This window comes from Pseudomonas sp. E315 (assembly GCF_055406205.1).
This window is the reverse complement of record NZ_JBUZPJ010000021.1, coordinates 1-16,948: the sequence shown is the minus strand read 5'-3', so window position 1 is coordinate 16,948 and position 16,948 is coordinate 1. Positions and strand designations below refer to the sequence as shown.

12 protein-coding genes are annotated in these 16,948 nt (G+C 55.8%); 5 read left to right on the top strand and 7 right to left on the bottom strand.

Going from position 1 to position 16,948, the window contains the following annotated elements; genetic code table 11:
• The first annotated feature begins 71 nt into the window (after positions 1 to 71).
• The 5 genes from ACZRJQ_RS21135 to ACZRJQ_RS21115 all read left to right on the top strand — a co-directional run bounded on the left by ACZRJQ_RS21135 (position 72) and on the right by ACZRJQ_RS21115 (position 9,112).
• A complete protein-coding gene (locus tag ACZRJQ_RS21135) occupies positions 72 to 956 on the top strand; it encodes a Dyp-type peroxidase (RefSeq protein WP_463980243.1) in 885 nt (294 codons plus the stop codon).
• Between the two features lie 75 nt (positions 957 to 1,031).
• Positions 1,032 to 3,863 (top strand): ATP-binding protein, encoded by a 2,832-nt coding sequence (locus ACZRJQ_RS21130; protein ID WP_463980242.1) that lies wholly within the window; start codon positions 1,032 to 1,034, stop codon positions 3,861 to 3,863.
• A complete protein-coding gene (pvrR, locus tag ACZRJQ_RS21125; protein WP_463980241.1) occupies positions 3,853 to 5,043 on the top strand; it encodes a response regulator cyclic di-GMP phosphodiesterase PvrR in 1,191 nt (396 codons plus the stop codon). The genes ACZRJQ_RS21130 and pvrR overlap by 11 nt, the downstream gene beginning before the upstream one ends.
• Positions 5,044 to 5,172: 129 nt before the next feature.
• Positions 5,173 to 8,400, top strand: coding sequence for a hybrid sensor histidine kinase/response regulator (locus ACZRJQ_RS21120; protein ID WP_463980240.1), 3,228 nt, complete (start codon positions 5,173 to 5,175; stop codon positions 8,398 to 8,400).
• A gap of 64 nt (positions 8,401 to 8,464) precedes the next feature.
• On the top strand, positions 8,465 to 9,112 hold the full coding sequence (locus ACZRJQ_RS21115; RefSeq protein ID WP_463980239.1) for a response regulator: 648 nt from the start codon (positions 8,465 to 8,467) through the stop codon (positions 9,110 to 9,112).
• Positions 9,113 to 9,124: 12 nt separating this feature from the next.
• On the opposite strand, the gene ACZRJQ_RS21110 is transcribed toward ACZRJQ_RS21115, so the two are convergent.
• The 7 genes from ACZRJQ_RS21110 to ACZRJQ_RS21080 all read right to left on the bottom strand — a co-directional run.
• Positions 9,125 to 9,886, bottom strand: a complete 762-nt coding sequence (locus ACZRJQ_RS21110) for a fimbrial biogenesis chaperone (RefSeq protein WP_463980238.1) — start codon at positions 9,884 to 9,886, stop codon at positions 9,125 to 9,127.
• A 2-nt stretch (positions 9,887 to 9,888) separates the two neighbouring features.
• The gene (locus ACZRJQ_RS21105) at positions 9,889 to 11,202 is read right to left on the bottom strand and encodes a fimbrial protein (RefSeq protein WP_463980237.1); all 1,314 of its coding nucleotides are present in this window, start codon (positions 11,200 to 11,202) and stop codon (positions 9,889 to 9,891) included.
• A 61-nt stretch (positions 11,203 to 11,263) separates the two neighbouring features.
• On the bottom strand, positions 11,264 to 13,834 hold the full coding sequence (locus ACZRJQ_RS21100; RefSeq protein WP_463980236.1) for a fimbria/pilus outer membrane usher protein: 2,571 nt from the start codon (positions 13,832 to 13,834) through the stop codon (positions 11,264 to 11,266).
• A gap of 85 nt (positions 13,835 to 13,919) precedes the next feature.
• On the bottom strand, positions 13,920 to 14,657 hold the full coding sequence (locus ACZRJQ_RS21095; protein ID WP_463980235.1) for a fimbrial biogenesis chaperone: 738 nt from the start codon (positions 14,655 to 14,657) through the stop codon (positions 13,920 to 13,922).
• A gap of 97 nt (positions 14,658 to 14,754) precedes the next feature.
• Positions 14,755 to 15,282 carry a fimbrial protein gene (locus ACZRJQ_RS21090; protein WP_463980234.1) on the bottom strand — a complete coding sequence of 176 codons (528 nt, stop codon included), beginning with the start codon at positions 15,280 to 15,282 and terminating at the stop codon, positions 14,755 to 14,757.
• A 506-nt stretch (positions 15,283 to 15,788) separates the two neighbouring features.
• The gene (locus ACZRJQ_RS21085; protein WP_102624495.1) at positions 15,789 to 15,983 is read right to left on the bottom strand and encodes a hypothetical protein; all 195 of its coding nucleotides are present in this window, start codon (positions 15,981 to 15,983) and stop codon (positions 15,789 to 15,791) included.
• A 17-nt stretch (positions 15,984 to 16,000) separates the two neighbouring features.
• Positions 16,001 to 16,948 (bottom strand): SDH family Clp fold serine proteinase (locus ACZRJQ_RS21080; protein ID WP_463980233.1); only part of this gene is annotated, 948 nt, incomplete at its 5' end.

The window sequence follows — 16,948 nt, the reverse complement described above, 5'->3', positions numbered from 1 at the left end:
CAAAAATAACCCCACATGGCCGAAAAGGGGCTGGTGAGGGGTAAACTCTGCGCTTTCCAATAGGAGTTTCTATGAGTCTCTACCAGCCTGGCATCCTAGCCAAACCCGTGCCATCGCAGGCGCGCTATATGTTTTTCGCCCTCAAGTCAGTAGAAGCATTGCCGGCTGCACTCGACGCTCTGTCGCAGTGGGTGGATGGCAACAGCGTCGTGGCGGGCCTGGGTTCGCCGCTGGTATTGGCATTGGGGGCCAAAGTTCAAGGCTTGCGTGTGTTCCCGGCCTTGAATTCGATGGTCGAAAACCCATCCACCCAGCACGCGTTGTGGCTGTGGTTGTTGGGCGATGATCGCGGCGAGCTGTTGCACCGCAGCCAGGCCATCGAAACGGCGCTGGCTCCGGCGTTTCACCTGTTGCAAGTAACCGAAGGCTTTCGCTATGGCACCGACCGCGACCTGACCGGTTATGAAGACGGCACCGAAAACCCGGTCGATGAGGCTGCGGTCGACGCAGCCATCGTCTCCAATGCAGGCCCGGGGCTCGATGGTGGCAGCTTTGTCGCTATTCAGCAGTGGGAGCATGATTTGAACGGCTTTGCAGCGCTGCCGTCTGTCGAGCAAGACAACATCATGGGCCGCCGTAAAAGTGATAACGAAGAACTTGACGACGCGCCGATCTCGGCTCACGTCAAACGCACCGCGCAAGAGAGCTTTTCGCCTGAAGCCTTTATCGTGCGCCGCTCCATGCCGTGGACTGAAAACGGCAAATCTGGCCTGATGTTTGTGGCTTTCGGTCGTACTTTGAATGCGTTTGAAGTCCAATTGCGTCGCATGAGCGGCCTGGAAGACGGCATTCCTGATGCGCTCTATCGCTTCAGTCGCCCGCTCAATGGCGGTTACTACTGGTGCCCGCCTTTGAAAGATGGGCGTATGGATTTGAGCGCAATTCGCCCGGCGTAAACGGGCACAAGGCTGAACCGTTTTTTTAAGGATTATCTGATGTTTTGAGCGCTGCCAGCTCCTTAGGCTGGCAGCATGAAGCTCAAACAGTTTTTCCGTCCTCTTGATGCCTCGTTCTCGACCTCCATCGCAGCGCGTACTTTACTGCGCTCTTTTTTCGTCGCACTGCTGCTGTCGTTGTTCGGCGGATTCTATGTCTATTTAAGCTCAAGCTTCGAACGGGAGATCTCCCAGCGTCGGGGCTACATGAGTGCGGCGATTCTTGAAGCTCAGCGCTTTTTTACCGGCCATGAAATCCTCCTCAAAAACCTGAGTTTGTCGGCCGTACCCTCTGGCCGCAATGGCGTTTCGCCGCCTGCCGCTCTGTCAGGCGAAACACCGTTGGCTCTGGGCCAAGGCGCATCTGCCTGGACGTTGTGGCTCACGGATCGCGCGCTCAATTATTTGCATGAGCATCAAATCAATGTGCTGTACGTCAAAGCCGGGCCTACGGGGCACGTCGAGCGCCTCACACAATCGGCGCGGCATCGATTGCCGATAGACCAAGACATCGTGAGCCAACTCAAGGTGCTGGAGCGTTCACCCATGCCGGTCAAGGGGGAGTACTGGTTTAACGCCACGCCGAATTTGGTCATTGCCGATAGCACGTCGTTGTACTTGTTCACATTGCTCGATAAGCGCGACCCCGTTTCGGGTTGGTTGGGCCTGGAAATAGAAGGGCGCGATATCTCGGCGGCTATGGATCGCAAGCATGCAGGCGACTTTGTGGTGCTCAATGCCCAAGGCGAAGAGATTTTTTCCAGTGCCTTGAACCCCGGCCTGAGGCGGGCCATGCAGGGTTTATCAAACGATCGGCATTTTGGCTTCACTGGCGACGGGTTCTTGCCTGACTACTTGATCATGCGCAATCAGCTGGGTTATGCGGACTTGCAAGTCATCTACTCGATGGAGTTCGGGCGCTTGTTGATCGCCCTGCGCGAGCCACTGTTGATCACGCTGTTTTTGGCTCTGGTCAGTACGATCGGTTTGGGGCTGTTGGTACGGCGTATTGAGCGTCAATTGATCACGCCCGCCATTTACCGCAAGCAAGCATTGATCGAAAGCGAAACCTTCAGCCGGGCAGTGATCCAGACCGCTCCAATGGCGTTGTGCGTGCTGCGTCGCGCCAATGGCTCCGTGGTTCTGGAAAACGCGCTGGCTCAGCAATGGCTGGGTCAAGGGCGCGAGCGTGACCACTTGTGCCATGACTGGATTGCACAGGCTTACGAGGGGGGTGAGCAGCATCGTTGCGATGAGTTTTCAGTTGCAGGCCGTCATCTGCATATCCGCTTTGTGGCCACACGTTACAAAGGTGAAGACGTGTTGCTCTGCGCGTTCAGCGATATCAGCGCCCACAAACAGGTTGAAATGGCGCTGGAGCAAGCCAAGCGAGTGGCCGACAAAGCCAACGAAGCCAAAACACTGTTTCTGGCGACCATGAGCCATGAAATTCGCACGCCTTTGTATGGCGCGCTCGGTACGCTTGAATTATTGGGCCGCACCCAGTTGAGCCCGCGGCAAAAAGAATATTTGCAGGCCACCCAAAATTCCTCCTCGACCTTGTTGCAATTGATTTGCGATGTGTTGGACGTGTCCAAGATCGAAGCGGGGCAATTGGTTTTGGAGGTGAGCGAATTTGCGCCACTGGACTTGATTCAAGAGGTGGTCAACGGCTATTCGGCGGCCGCGCAAAGCAAAGGCCTGCAACTTTATGCCCACATTGATCCGCAGTTGCCGGAGCGCTTGATTGGCGATGGCACACGCATTCGTCAGATTCTCAACAACCTGCTGAGCAATGCGGTGAAGTTCACCGAGAGTGGGCAAGTGGTGGTGCGGGTCAATGTGGAGTCACGCAGCGATGAGCGCATTACCGTGCTGTGGCAGGTCACCGACACGGGGCAGGGTATTGCGCAGGAGGATCAGCCCTTTTTGTTTGATCCTTTTTACCAAACCGGCAGTCGAGCGGGTGTGATCAAGGGCACAGGGTTGGGCCTGTCGATTTGCCAACGGTTGATGTACTTGATGAGTGGCAGCATGCGCGTGGTCAGTGAGCCGGGCTTGGGCAGCAGCTTTACTTTAAGCCTGCCACTTGAGCAGGGTCGCAGCCCAACCCTTGATGATGTGGTTGAGTTGTTGCCCGAGACGGTGTTTGTCGTGTCGTCCATGCCTGAGATGACTGAGAACATCTGTGGCTGGCTGCGCCGTTGGGGAGCCAAGGCGCAGGTGCTGCGGGCGGGCATGGATATCTGCGACAGCCATGCGGTGCTGGTGGAGCTACACCCCGGTGAATGCGAGCGCAGTTTAGAAATGGATTGGCCCGGGCCAGTGGTGGTGGCTTGTGGAAATGTCTGCTTTGCGCCGCCTGAACTTGAGGCGCTGCAATGGCATGTCAACTTGAGCTATTTGCAGGATCTGCGGCGTGCCGTCAGTCAGGCGCAGGGCCTAAGCCCTTACGCCCGGCCAGTCGACCCCGGCACCCAGCTGTACACGCCATTGGGGCTGCATGTGTTAGTGGCCGAAGACAACGCCATCAGTCAGCTAATTCTCAAGGACCAACTCGAAGCGTTGGGTTGCACGGTGGAGTTGGCGTCGGATGGCCTGGAAGCGCTGGCGCTTTGGCGTCAGCAGGTGTTTGACCGGGTGCTGACTGACGTCAACATGCCGCGCATGAACGGCTATGAATTGGCTGCCCAACTGCGCATTTTGGGTTGTCGTGTTCCCATCGTGGGTGCAACTGCCAACGCACAGCATGAAGAACGTGCCCGTTGCCTGGCGGTCGGCATGGACGAGTGCCTGGTTAAACCCTTCGGGCTCAATGCTTTATTAACCTGCCTTGAGCAAACAGAGAGGAAGACTCATGTCCTATAGCGTTCTGATTGTTGAGGATCATCCGTTCCAGCATGAATACCTGCTTAACTTGTTCCGTGATCAGGGCAATATCCGTGTCGAGGCCGCCCGCGATGGTCATGAGGCCTACGAACTTTTGAAAAAACAGGCCTTCGATTTAGTGCTCACCGATCTATTGATGCCCGAAATGGACGGTATCCAACTGATTCAGCGCTTATCAACGTTACCGTCCAAACCCGCGTTGGCGATCATGAGCGCGGCCTCGCGACGAATGATTGTCAGTGCCGGTGTCATGGCCCAAAGCATGGGGCTGACAGTGGTTGGGCAACTGTCCAAACCGGTGGTGCCCGCAGGAGTCAGTAGCTTGATGAGTAATCTCGATACGCTCATGAAAAGTGACAAGCCTTCGGTGCGAGAGCCCTTGCGACTCAAGCGTGAAACCCTTCGTGAGGCCATGCTCAAGGGAGAGCTACAGGCTTGGTTTCAACCCAAAAAATCGTTGCATGACGGGCATATTGTGGCGGCCGAAGCGTTGGCGCGCTGGGTACATCCTGAGCATGGGCTCTTGATGCCCGCCGACTTTTTGCCCTCGCTGGTGAAGCTGGGGCTGGAAAAAGAACTGCTGATGTTATTCATCAAACAAACCATCGCCGCACAAGCGATGTGGGTCAGTCAGGGCTACGACATTCCTGTGTCGATCAACCTGCCAACACACTTACTGGATGACGATGATTTGGCTGACACCCTGCACGATTACGTTCGCGCACAAGGTGGCACCCCCGCCAAACTGGGTTTTGAATTGATGGAATGCTCCACCACTCAAGACATCAGCAAGTACTACGCTGGCGCTTGCCGTTTGCGCATGAAAGGCTTCGGTTTGGCTCAGGATGACTTTGGGCAGGGTTTTAGTTCGTATTTCAATCTAGTGTCCACGCCCTTCACCGAACTCAAGATAGATCGGGCGCTGGTGCATGGGTGTGTTGAAAACCCCAATCTGGCCTCGGCGCTGGCCAGTATCGTGACGCTTGGGCGCCAGCTTGGGCTGGAGGTGGTGGCAGAAGGGGTTGAGAGCCAGGAGGAACTGGCCTTGCTGCGCAAACTCAACTGTGACCGGGTGCAGGGTTTTCTAATCTCGCGTGCAGTATCATTTAGCCACTTTGGGCATCTCTTACATGAAGATGCTCCGCCGCGTATTCACTGATGTGACGCGGGTATTTGCTAGGCCGTGCAGTCACCGATAAAGAGGCCAGCTATTAAGCAACCCAGTGCGCAGGCTCGACTAAGCTACGAGCCGGGCCGTTGGCCTACCTCGTGAAATACAGGAAGCACCATGACCATCGACAGCACCTCACTGGGCAAGCTCGCTTCGAGTTCCATGCGATTGAACCGTGGCGTCTTAATTTTGGTCGGGGTGGCCGTGGTGTTGGTGGGCACTTGCGCTTGGGCGTTGCAGCGCTTGCTGGAAGTTGAATCGCTTAAGGTTCAGAGCCACTTCGCGCGGCTGGTCGAAAGCCTCAATGAGAACCGTCTTTTTTTGACCAGCGTGAACAGTGCCGTCAAAGACACCCAGGATGTGAAGGAAAAGAACCTGACCCCTTTGCAAAGCACTCTGGTGTTTCACGGCACCGGGATGAAGATCTTCGAGGGCAAGGAGTTTTCGTTTTCTACCCCGTTTAATGTGGCGCAAAGCGATCAATTCACTGGCCCCGGCGTCGGCCAGTCGGCTTTTTCTTTGGGCATGCACTTGGCCAACTTTTACAGTGGTTTTTGGTCGGGCTCGGTGTACCCCTCGCCACAACTGTTTCTGTTGCCGCCCAACCATGAATTTACCTTGGCGGTTCCTGCCATCGGTGCCCGGCGCGGGCACGTGGCGATCTTGAGTCTGGAGTCTTATTTGCAGACCAGTGAGGAACTGTTAACCCTGTCAAAAGAGCATAAGGCGTCCTGGCAGGAAGGGCAGGTGTACTGGACCAGTACGAAAAGCGTCAGCGCGGGCAACCCTAGAGTTTTTGCTTTGATCAAAGTCGACCTTCCAGCCAAGTTTCTCGATATTGAAGGCGATAACCATGAAGTTCTGTTGGCGGCGTTGATTAATGTTCGCCGTTTTACCGATACCCAGCCCGGCCTCGACGCTCCGGTATTTGATGACATTACCTTGGTTGCGCCCTCGGGCGTCGTGTTGTTGGGGCACTTGGGCAACAGCAACTTGGGTTCTGATGGCATGCGTTTGACCTCGCGCGGGCTTGAAATCAAGGTCTCCAGTGAGCAGGGCGAGCGTTGGTCAGCGTTGTATCGCATTACCTACGACAGCTTTCTTCATTACGCCAGATGGCAGTTATTGAGTATTTTTGGCGTGGCTCTGCTGTGTGTTTACCTCGGCTGGCTGATCAACCGCTGGTATCGACTGCGTGTGGTGCTCCCGGCCGAGCGGGCGCATCGGCGAGTGATTGAGAGTGAGGTTTTCAGCCGCGCAGTGATCGACACAGCGCCCACCGGGTTATGCGTTGTGCGCCAGTCCGACAACCAAATGCTGTTGTCCAACAAGCGGGCGCAAGCTTGGCTGGGCAATTCGCAGTACATCTCACGCTTGATCCGTGAACAGCCCGCCGACATGGGCGAGGCCTGCGTTGAAGTCGGTGGGCGTTACCTGCACGTGAGTTTCAGCAGCACACGCTATCAAGAGCAGGACGTTATTGTGTGTGCCTTCAGTGATGTGACGGGGCACCGAGATGATGCTGCGGCATTGACGCGTGCCAAGCATCAGGCCGAAGAGGCGAGCCAGGCAAAAACAACTTTTTTAGCGACCATGAGCCACGAAATTCGCACCCCGCTGTATGGCGTACTCGGCACTCTGGAGTTATTGGAGCTGACCACACTGGATAGCCGCCAGCGGGTTTACCTGAACACCATTGCTCGTTCGTCTTCGACCTTGTTGCAATTGATCAGCGATATTTTGGACGTGTCCAAGATCGAGTCCGGGCAAATGGCGCTGGAGTCTGGGCGTTTTTGCCCGCTGGATATGGTCGAGGAGGTGGTGGATGCCTACGCGGCAGCGGCACACAGCAAAGGGCTGCAAATCTACGCCTGCATTGATGCTGAGGTGCCAGACCAACTGGATGGCGATCAGTCGCGAATCCGACAGATCCTCAATAATTTGCTGAACAATGCGATCAAATTCACCGACTTTGGGCGTGTGGTGCTGCGCCTTAAAGTGCTGCAACAAGACAAGGGTCGCGTGACCTTACAGTGGCAAGTCACCGACACCGGCCTTGGGATTTCTCAGGCTCAGCAGCAGCGATTATTTGAGCCTTTTTATCAAGTAGCCAACGGCCATTCCTCGGGCGGCACCGGTTTAGGGTTGTCGATTTGCAAGCGCCTGAGCCAGTTGATGGATGGGCAATTGCGGGTGGTCAGTGAGCCGGGGCTGGGCAGCAGTTTTAGCCTGATATTGAGCATGCCGATCCTTGATGGCTTGTTGTCTGGCATCAGCGACCTGCAATTGCGAGCAACACCTGTGTATGTGCGGGCCCCGGTCAATGAGTTGGCTGAAACCACCTGCGCGTGGCTCAATCGTTGGGGCGCGCATGCGTTGGTGGCGCCGCAAGGCGTTATCAATGCGTCGGCTGGCGCGGTGCTGGTCGACTTGTTGCCAGGGCGCAGTGCGCCACTGCAGTGGAGCGGCGCACGGGTTATTGGGATGCCTGGAGCCGGTCAGCCGGAGTACACCGCCGATGGTTGGCAGGTTGGCTTGCACATGATTCGCGGGATTGGTCGCGCCGTGATGCTGGCGCAACAGGGGCGTGTTTCGCATGCCATCGGCCATACTCCGGCGCCTCGCGAAAAACTGGCATTGCGGGTGTTGGTTGCCGAAGACAACCCGATTAACCAGACCATTCTCAAAGAGCAACTGGAGGAGCTGGGGTGCCGCGTGGTGTTGGCTTCTCACGGTCAAGAAGCCCTGAGTTTATGGTCGCCAGATGCGTTTGACGCCGTGCTGACGGACGTGAACATGCCGATCATGAATGGCTACGAACTGGCCAGCGCCATCCGTCAGCAAGACATGCACATCCCGATCATTGGTGTGACGGCCAATGCCATGCGTGAAGAAGCTGAGCGTTGTATTGCCGTGGGCATGAACGCGCGCATGGTCAAACCCATGACCCTGCAAACCTTATGGACCCAATTGGTGAAGGCTTGTGACGTAGCCCTGAGCGACGCGCCGCTCGCCGACGCGCCAACAGCAGTACCCTCAGTCGTGATGCCCGCTGGCGCTCAAGAGTCGATCGTGGTTTCTGCCAGAATGCGTGACTTGTTTATCAGCACGATGGGCGCCGATATTGAAACAGCCAATCAGGCATTGGTCAGCCGCGACAGCGACGCTCTTAAAGCACGGTTGCACTGTATTCGTGGCGCATTGGCGGTGGTTCAGGCGCATGATCTGGCTCAACATTGCGGCGACCTTGAGCAACGCCTGGAAGGCCATGTACTGGATGCTTCTTTGCAGCATGAACTCCAGGCACTGTTGGCACGTATCAAGTCTGCGGTTGCGGCGGTCTGATATTTTTCTCACTTCACCGCTTGAACGACCTTTTTGATAATGCTTTTTTGACAGGGATGTACCTGTGCCAAAAATAAAAATCGTATTAGCCGATGACCATCCGATTGTATTGATGGGCGTCAGTGAGCTGATCGAGCGTGATGAACGTTATGAAATCGTGGGCCAGGCTCAGACTTCCTCAGAACTCATCGAGCAACTGCAACGCTTGCGGCCGGCTATCGTCGTCACCGACTACAGCATGCCGGGTGATGAGATCTATGGGGACGGGGTCAAGCTGATCGAGTACCTGATCCGGTATTTTCCAGAGGTGAAAATCCTGGTGCTGACCATGCTCACGAACAATCTGATTTTGTCGCGGCTCTATGACTTGGGTGTGGGCGGGATCATTCTGAAAAACGGTGACCTGAACGAAATTCCGCTGGCGCTGAATGCGCTGTCCAACGGTGAAAAGTGGCACAGCAAGGCCGGGCAGGGCGCGGCCAGCGTGGTTGAGCGTTCAGATGCAGTGCAGGCGCGAATCGCCAGCTTGTCTGTCAAAGAGTTCGAGGTTCTGCGGCGCTTTGCATCGGGGATGAATGTGCGTGACATTGCCCACTCCTTGAACCGCAGTGTGAAGACCGTGAGCACGCAAAAAATCACAGCCATGCGCAAGTTGGACGTGGAAAACGACCACGCTTTACTGACTTTCTGCATCAGCATGAACCTGATCTAAAGCGCGGCGTGTTTAATGAGCGAGCAGCGGGGCGGTGGAGGTCTGGAAGTGACCGCCATCATCGACCCAGGTAAAACTCACTTTCAGCCCGTCAGGTTTAATCTGACTGCCGGGTGCGAAGCGATAGCGTTTTTCGCCCAACGGTGGCGCCATCATGTCCAGGGTTTGCTGGACGGGCATCTCTTTGTCGTTATCAATCAGTCGCAAAGACGCCAGCGACGCATGGTAAGGCGAAGGGTTGCGCACGATCAGCGACCATAACCCGTTTTTTTGCTCCAGCCGAAAGGACAGCGCTGTGTGCATGTCTTCAGGGCTTGATGGCAGATCCTTAGGGCGATAAAAGATTTTCATCTGCGTGTTCATGGCCAACGCCACTGAGGTTTCAGGGGTTGGGGTTGAGCCAGACTTGGGTGCAATTTCGTACAGATTGAGCCAAAACACCGACTCTCGGTCCCCGGGCAGAGCATCGCCGTTGTACACAATGCGCAGGCCCTGCACCGCTCCCGGCTGCATGCGGAACACGGAGGGCAGGGCCAGCATCGGCGAGGTGCTTTTTTCAGGCGCTTGTTGGTCTTCGCCATCATTGACCCAAGTTTGCACCACCACCGGATACGGGTTGATATTAGCCAGCATTAGCGAGCGCTGGTTTTGCCCTTGCTCATAAATAACCCGAGTCCGTGAAGCCATGACGCCAGCGTTAGCCTCAATCGTAAAGACAACGGTTAGGCTGATAGCCAGCAGTCGCGACAGGGTTAACGAAATATTCGTTTTCATAATTACTGCACCTTTACAAGGACGTAGGCGGTGGCATTAACCTTGCCCGGAATGGCTTTGCGCCCAGGCAAGACTTTAAGAATGGCGGTGAGGGTCTGCGTGTAGTTGGTGTAGCCCGACGCGGAGCTGCCATTGGGCGAGGCGCCTTCTTTGACCGGATACCAGCCACCCGCATTACCGCTGCCGGAAATGTCCTGCCCGACAAAGTTCATCGACTTACCGTTATTGCTCAGCGCAATCCCCACCCCGGTGGCAATGGACGGGTCAGTGCCGTAGCCGTTGGACACCAAATGCGTCACCCCTTGAGACCCCGTCAGCAGGCCCAGCTCGGAGGCTTTGGCGTAGGCGGCGGCAGACACTTGCACCCCCAGGGCAGTTTGGTTGCTGCTCACCCCGGACACCGTTTGATCGCTGCATTCAATCTCAATGCTGAAATCACTTTCGCGGGTCATGTTGTCGTTCAGCTCTTGGGCGGTGATTGACCCGAATGTGACTAATGGCGTGACGTTACGTGCTACGCAGGTGGGGGTATAGCTGATGGAAGCAGCGCTGCGCATGCCGAAACCAATGCCGTTGTAATGCCCCCAGAAGTAATAACTGGTGTTGGAGTCAGCCCCTACCTTGTCGGACGTGTAGCCCGGGCCTTGAAACTGGATATACCCATTGGGCTGGGTGCAGGTATAGCTGTAGGTTCCGCTACCACTGGCGGCGGCCTGGCTACCGCAATAGTTGCTGCCGCTGCCTGATTTGGGCGGCAGGCTAGAAACCCGTACCAAATCGGCCTGCACCATGCTCAGGTGCTTGGGCTTGATTTGCAGTTTGGTGCCCACGACGTCGTATTGGGTGATTTTGCTTTGCTGCCAGTAACGCGTGAACACCTTGCCTGAATTGAGGTGGGTCAGTTTGAGGCCTACATAGGGGAAGTAAGTGGCGTAGTAGCCGGGTAAACCATCATTGATTGTGGTGCCCGCACCATTGCCAATTTCCCAATAACCGCCCACGCGGTCATCGCCGTTGGTTGCAAACAGCTCGTAGAGTTCGTCTTTGTCCGCGAGGTCGCACTCCCAGAGCACGGTTTCGCTGTTCAAGCCCGGGGCCGTTGCACTGTCCACAATGGTGCTACCCAAGGTTGCACCCACAGGTTGCAGGTAAGTGCTGGTGAGGTTGACTCGGCCAAAGGTAATTTGCGACGAATAAGCATCCAGTACGTTGTAGCCGTTGTAGACCCGCTTGCATTTGGCGTGGGCCGCAGGCAACACGCTGAGGGTGAGCAGCAGTAGCAGCAACTGATTCAATCGTGGGCGTAAGGTGAACATAAAAGGCCTCGATTTTCAGGTGAAAAATTAGCGGACACCGGCTTAGCCAACAGCCGAAGGATTAGAGCGGATGGCACTCGCTGGTGACGCGCAGCAGGGGCTGGTCCAGGTCTCGGTCAGTGACGTCATAGCGCAAAGCGCATTGGTCTTCGGGGCGATCACCCCAGCGCAGGGTCAATGTGCCTTTGGGTTGTTCGCTGCGCAGGTACGCTTGGCTGCCTTGACCGACCATGCCGATGACGTGGCCGTTTTCATCCAGCACGTCAGAGCCCATAGGCACGGCCTCATTGTTTGCCAGTACCGCCTTGACCAGCAGCGCGTTACCGCTGCGGGTTTTGAACTCGATTTTCACTGCCGCACCGGCATACGGCGCAATGCGGCGCTGGCCATCGTCGAGTTCGGTTTTTTGGTTCATGCCTTCTGGGGTAATAGCCACGGTGTTGTAGCGATACGGTGTTAACGAAGGCACTAGCGCATAACCCGCGTCATCAATTGCGGCGCCTTGGCCGTTCATGACTTTTGCGCCGCTGGCGCCTTTGGCTTCAACGAGTGCAAAGGTGTCGCCCAAATACGGGCCGAAGGTCACCCCGCCGCTGTGAATAGCCACCGCCCCACGGGCGCTGCCCGAGGCTTGCCAGTAGTCTTCGCCTTTGGACGCGCTCAGTGCGAGGCTGGTTTTAGGCAGGCGTTTTTGTACGTTGCCACTCCAGGTATTCTGTTTTTGCTCGGCATCGTGGGACACGTCCACACCGTAGCTCAGCGTCTGGTCTTCGCCTGCGGTGCCGGACAGCGAGGTTTGATACACATCGCCATAAGTGGCGCTGTGGCTGATAGAACTGCTCAGCGTCGGCGTGTTGTTCTTCGACGGGCTACCCAATGGGAACGACACCGAGAGCAAGGTGACGGTCTCCGTGGAACCCGGCGAGGAGGCGTTCCAGCTGCCGCCGCTGACGTTGTTGCTATTACTTTGGCCGTCATAGCTGCCATTGCGGCCTTGTTGATAGCTGCCGGTGGATTGTCGAGAAACCGATACGTTGAAGCTCACGGAGTTGCTCAGGGTATTGGCGTAGCCCAGTTGCAGTTGGGTGTCGCGTTCGCGGCCGTTGCGATAGTCCTGAGTGGAGCCCGACACATAAATCGAGCCAAAGGATTCGAGGCTCTGGTTGACCGAGATCTCAAAGCGCGAGCGTTGTAGGTAACTGGCGGACTCCCAGGTATCGCCGCTGCGCAGGGACTCGCGCACGCCCAACACATCGCCCAAATCCCGATAACCAGCTGTGGAGTAGCGATACCCCGCAATCGATAAGCTGGTGTTGGTGGGCGCGAACGTGCGGCTGTAGGACAGGCGTGCCATCCAGCCATCGACCAGACCTTCTTGCGGCATGTCTGCACGCGAATAGGTGGTGTCCAGGCCAAAAGCTCCTAGCCAGTTGGAGTACACCCCACCAAACACCAGAGCCTGATAACCCTCGGCCACACGCAAACCTGTGTTAGCCGTGATGTCGTTGGTCATGCCGCGTTGATAGGTGACTTCGCCGAATACGTCGTTGTCACCCACATCGCTGGTTTTACCCACCGCAGCACTGTAACGCGAAGTACCGGGGCGCAAGGATTCAGGCACGGCGGAGAAGGGTACGCTGAAGCGGCTGATGGTGCCGTCGGCTTCCTGCACCGTGACATCAAGGTCACCGTTGTAGTTGGTGGCGTAGAGATCGCTGATTTCAAACGGCCCCGGTGCCACTGTGGCTTCATAAATATCATTGCCGTTTTGGCGCACAGTGACCTTGGCGTTGGTCTTGGCGATGCCGCGCACGGTGGGCGCATAGCCGCGTACTGATTCGGGCAGCATGCGATCGTCGGAGGCAATTTGCACCCCGCGAAAACCCAACCCGGAGAAGAACCGGCCCGAGGTGTAACCTTCGCCTGCGGTCAGTTCACTGCGCAGGCTTGGCAACGCGCGTTGCACATAAGTGCGCGTGGCATTCCAGTCGGTGCCGTGTTCTGAGTCATAACGCACAGAGGCTTGCTGGCGCAGGCGCCACATGCCGAAGTTCAAGCCGCTATTGAGCGACACATAGCTGGAGTCGGTGTCTTTGGCGCCCCCAGTGTTGCGACTCACGTGGTACTGGTTGGCGCTGTAGTTGATAAAACCGATGGTGGTGCCCGCGTCCAGACTTTGTGTGGATACAAACCCCCGGGGCACGCGCAGCATCAGGCTTTGCGGCATGCTGATATCGAGGCGCAATTGAGCGAAGTCAAAATGGCTGCTGGCCTCTTTAACGCTGTCGCTCAGCAACTGGCAGTCGCTGGTGGGTGTGTCGCTGATGGCAGTGTTCAACACCCCGGCGCCTATCAGTAACTCACGCGGCAGACAGGGCTGAACATCGCCCTGGGCGGTGTCCACGAACTGCACAGGCACGCGCTCTACAAAACGATCGTTGAGGTACAAATCGACGGTGTAGCTGCCGGGGTCGATGGCGTTGATTTTATTAAAACGTGACAGTGAACCGCCGCCGAACATCATGTTGTCGTCAAACTGATATTCATCAGCCGCTGCATTGACCGGTGTTTGAGCCTGCACGCTGTCCGCTGTTAATCCATCGAACAGTACCGATGAAGACACCAGCAGCATCGCCCAGAGCCAGCGGCTATGGGGGGCACGGTTTTGGGGCCGGCAGGGGAGAAAGTGGGCGACAGTCATGTCCATTATTGGCCGATTACTGGAGTGGCAAATCAGTGGTGACGTCTGCGCCGTAATCGTTCACCAGCGTCAGGCGCAACTGATCTGCGCCGTGGCTGGCAGCGCTCCCGGCCACAGGCCATTGGGCTTTTGAAAACGGCGCGACCATTACCGCCTTCACTACGTTGACCGACTTGCCACCCACCAACAGGTTGGCCTCGCGCACCACTGCGTGATAGCCGCTGTTGTTTTCGGCGCTCACGCTCATGTTCGAACCACTGCCTTGCAGCGTGAAGGTCATGTTTTTAGCAATGTCTTGTGGGTTGCCGGCGATGCTTTGCGGGCGATAGAACACCTTCATCCGGCTGCTCACGGTGAGCATCAGTTTGTTGGCTTCCATGTCGCTGGCTTTAAGGGCGGGCATCTGCATGAAGTTGATGAAGAACACCGACTCACGGTCTTGCGGCAGGTCTTTGCCGGTGTACACCAAACGCACGATTTGACCGGCTTTTGGGTTCATCCGAAAAATTTGCGGGCTGGCGATAAAGGGCGCGTCAGCGGTTTGCGGTGTGGACGCAGGATTGCCTTTATCCACCCAGATTTGTACCAGGTTGGGGTAAGCATCGTGACTGGTGAGTTGCAGGGCTTTCTCGCGCACAGCGGCGGGGTAGATCACCCGAGTACCGCTCATGACCACACTGGCCAGCGCACTTTGAGCAATGGTTGCACCTATCAACACACTCACGCACAGGGCTAAGCGTTTCAGGCAGGTCATGGCCAACTCCTTCCGAAAGGCTGGGTATTGATAACAACGAGCGAGAGGCGGACCCGCCGCTTCGCGAGGGGCGAAGGCAGCAGGTCTGAGAGTGCGCTTACAGGTAATCGAGCGCGTATTGAGCCGATGCAGACACGGTACCGGCCGTTGCAGCGCCAGTGCTGATGTAGCGCGCCGCAAAATCGTGGCTGGTCGCGGTTTCGTCTTTCTTCAGAATCAGACCGTCAACAGACGTCATGCCGCTCAATGCGATCGGGTTACCGCCAGTGGCATCCAGCAGTTGGATAGCAACGTTTTGCGCAGTACCGGTGTTGCCCAAGTTGCCGCCAGTGTTAACGTCGGCGCCAAGGAACGTGGTTTTGATGTTCAAGTCGCCAGTGGTCGGTGCAGTGCAACCGGTTACCGCGATAGTGAACGGCGTTTCACCGGCAAATTGACCCGCAGTGGCCAGGTCGCTGGAGGCGACGGTAGGCAGCACCACGATTGGGCTGCCGGAGTTACCGTTCACCGAAACCTGGCACGTCTGATCAGAAACCTGACCCTTGAAAGTGATGGTGTTTTGGCTGGCGGCAAAAGAGATTGCCGGCAAAGCCGTCATCGCGATAAGCAGAGCGGTGCGTTTCATAGTGGAGTCCTGATAACTGGATGAAGCTCGAGTCCAACCCATTCTTGGTGGAGTCGGTCAGGAGCAGGTTTAGCCAGTTCAGGTTACCGAGCAGGGGGTGAGGCTTTAATCAGACGATTCTTAAAAGGCCGCCAGGGGAGACGGGCCGGGGAGGGGGCTTTTCTTCAGGCATAAAAAAATGGCTTACCTTGCGGTAAGCCATTTTTAGTATTTGGTACACAGCATTTGAACTGAATCTATAAATTCTTGTATTTTATTGAAATTTTAGTTTTTGTTTTTGTTTTTGTTAGGGATACATGGTGCCAGTTGCTGGCGCGTTTCTTCCGTAATTCAGCTAGCTGCAGAGGTGTCTGAAAACTCCGCAGGCTTCGACTTGAGAATCAGACGAGTGGTGGGATGTGGCACATCATATTTCAGTGATGTGCACAATCAGCACTATCCACCGGTATGACTTTTCAGCCCAAAAAAAGCCCCGTTTGACGGGGCTCTTAGCGTTGCCTGTCCAATCAGGCTACCGTGTAGGCGTTCAGCATCGAGCTTGGATTGATGGGAGCAATGTTGTATCGCTCAGGCTGAACCGCACCCGCTTTGACCAGTCTTTCGAATCTGTCATTGATTTCATTCAATCGCTGTACGTCTTGCCCGGAACGGCGATCAGCTTCTTTTGAGAGAGCCTGCGCAGTGCGCTTATCGAGAGTCATTATCGTTCCTCGTTGGGTTAATTGTAGTGAAGCATGAACGATGACTGCTGACGTTCAGCATGTTCAGCGAGCAGCTCAGAATAGACGCGCAGATTCTGCCTGAGCTCAGCTTCTTGCGTATAGTCCTCAATCTTCAATTTGAGACCGCTGGTCAGCGTGTTGATTCCAATCATGCGACCGTGAGAATGCCAGCGATTGTTGTCACTCAGGTCTTTAGCGATCTGCTCTGCGCGCTGCTCCTTTTCCTCATCGGTTACCGCCTGGCCAGGGTTTGTTGAGGAATGTTGTGCCCACTCCTTGAATTTGTATTTGACGAGCCATTGCTTGAGTAGGCTCACCGATAGGTCTCTGGCTTGCTCATATCTACGTAGCGTTGCCAAATCAAGGCGCTGCAGCATCATAAATTCAGCGTCAGTGAGCTTGCCCTGCGCTGATTTGTCGATCAATTCGTTGACCTTATCAATGTAGCCGAGGGCAGGAACGAGATGACCGTCTGATAGAGGAACCTGAGGGTCAATAGGTCCTAGAGATGAGGTGTAGTCCATGAAAATTTTGTCGCCAGACATGCAGAAAATGGTGCCGGCTGACATAGCTGCGGTGGGTACGACAAAAAACACTTCTGAGAAATGGTGTCGTGTTACTTCAACCATTTTCTCAACTGCTTCCACGACACCACCTGGTGTCGCAAGCACAATGCATATCCTTCCTGCGGCGTGCGTTGGCTGTACCTGACGTACGACCTCTTCAACCGCAGCAACGTAAGCCCCCTGAACCGCAGGGTGAATAGGACCGGTATATGACAAAACCGGGCAGTTAAAATGCGTGGAAATAATATTTCGGTAGTGGCTTAGGACACCAAGAACATGGGTAATCCCCCCTGAAAAAAGTACTCGCTGGAAGTAGAATTTTCTCCTGATCGGATCAAGGAAATTTTGCGTGAAGACATCGCGTTTTTCAGACAGCCA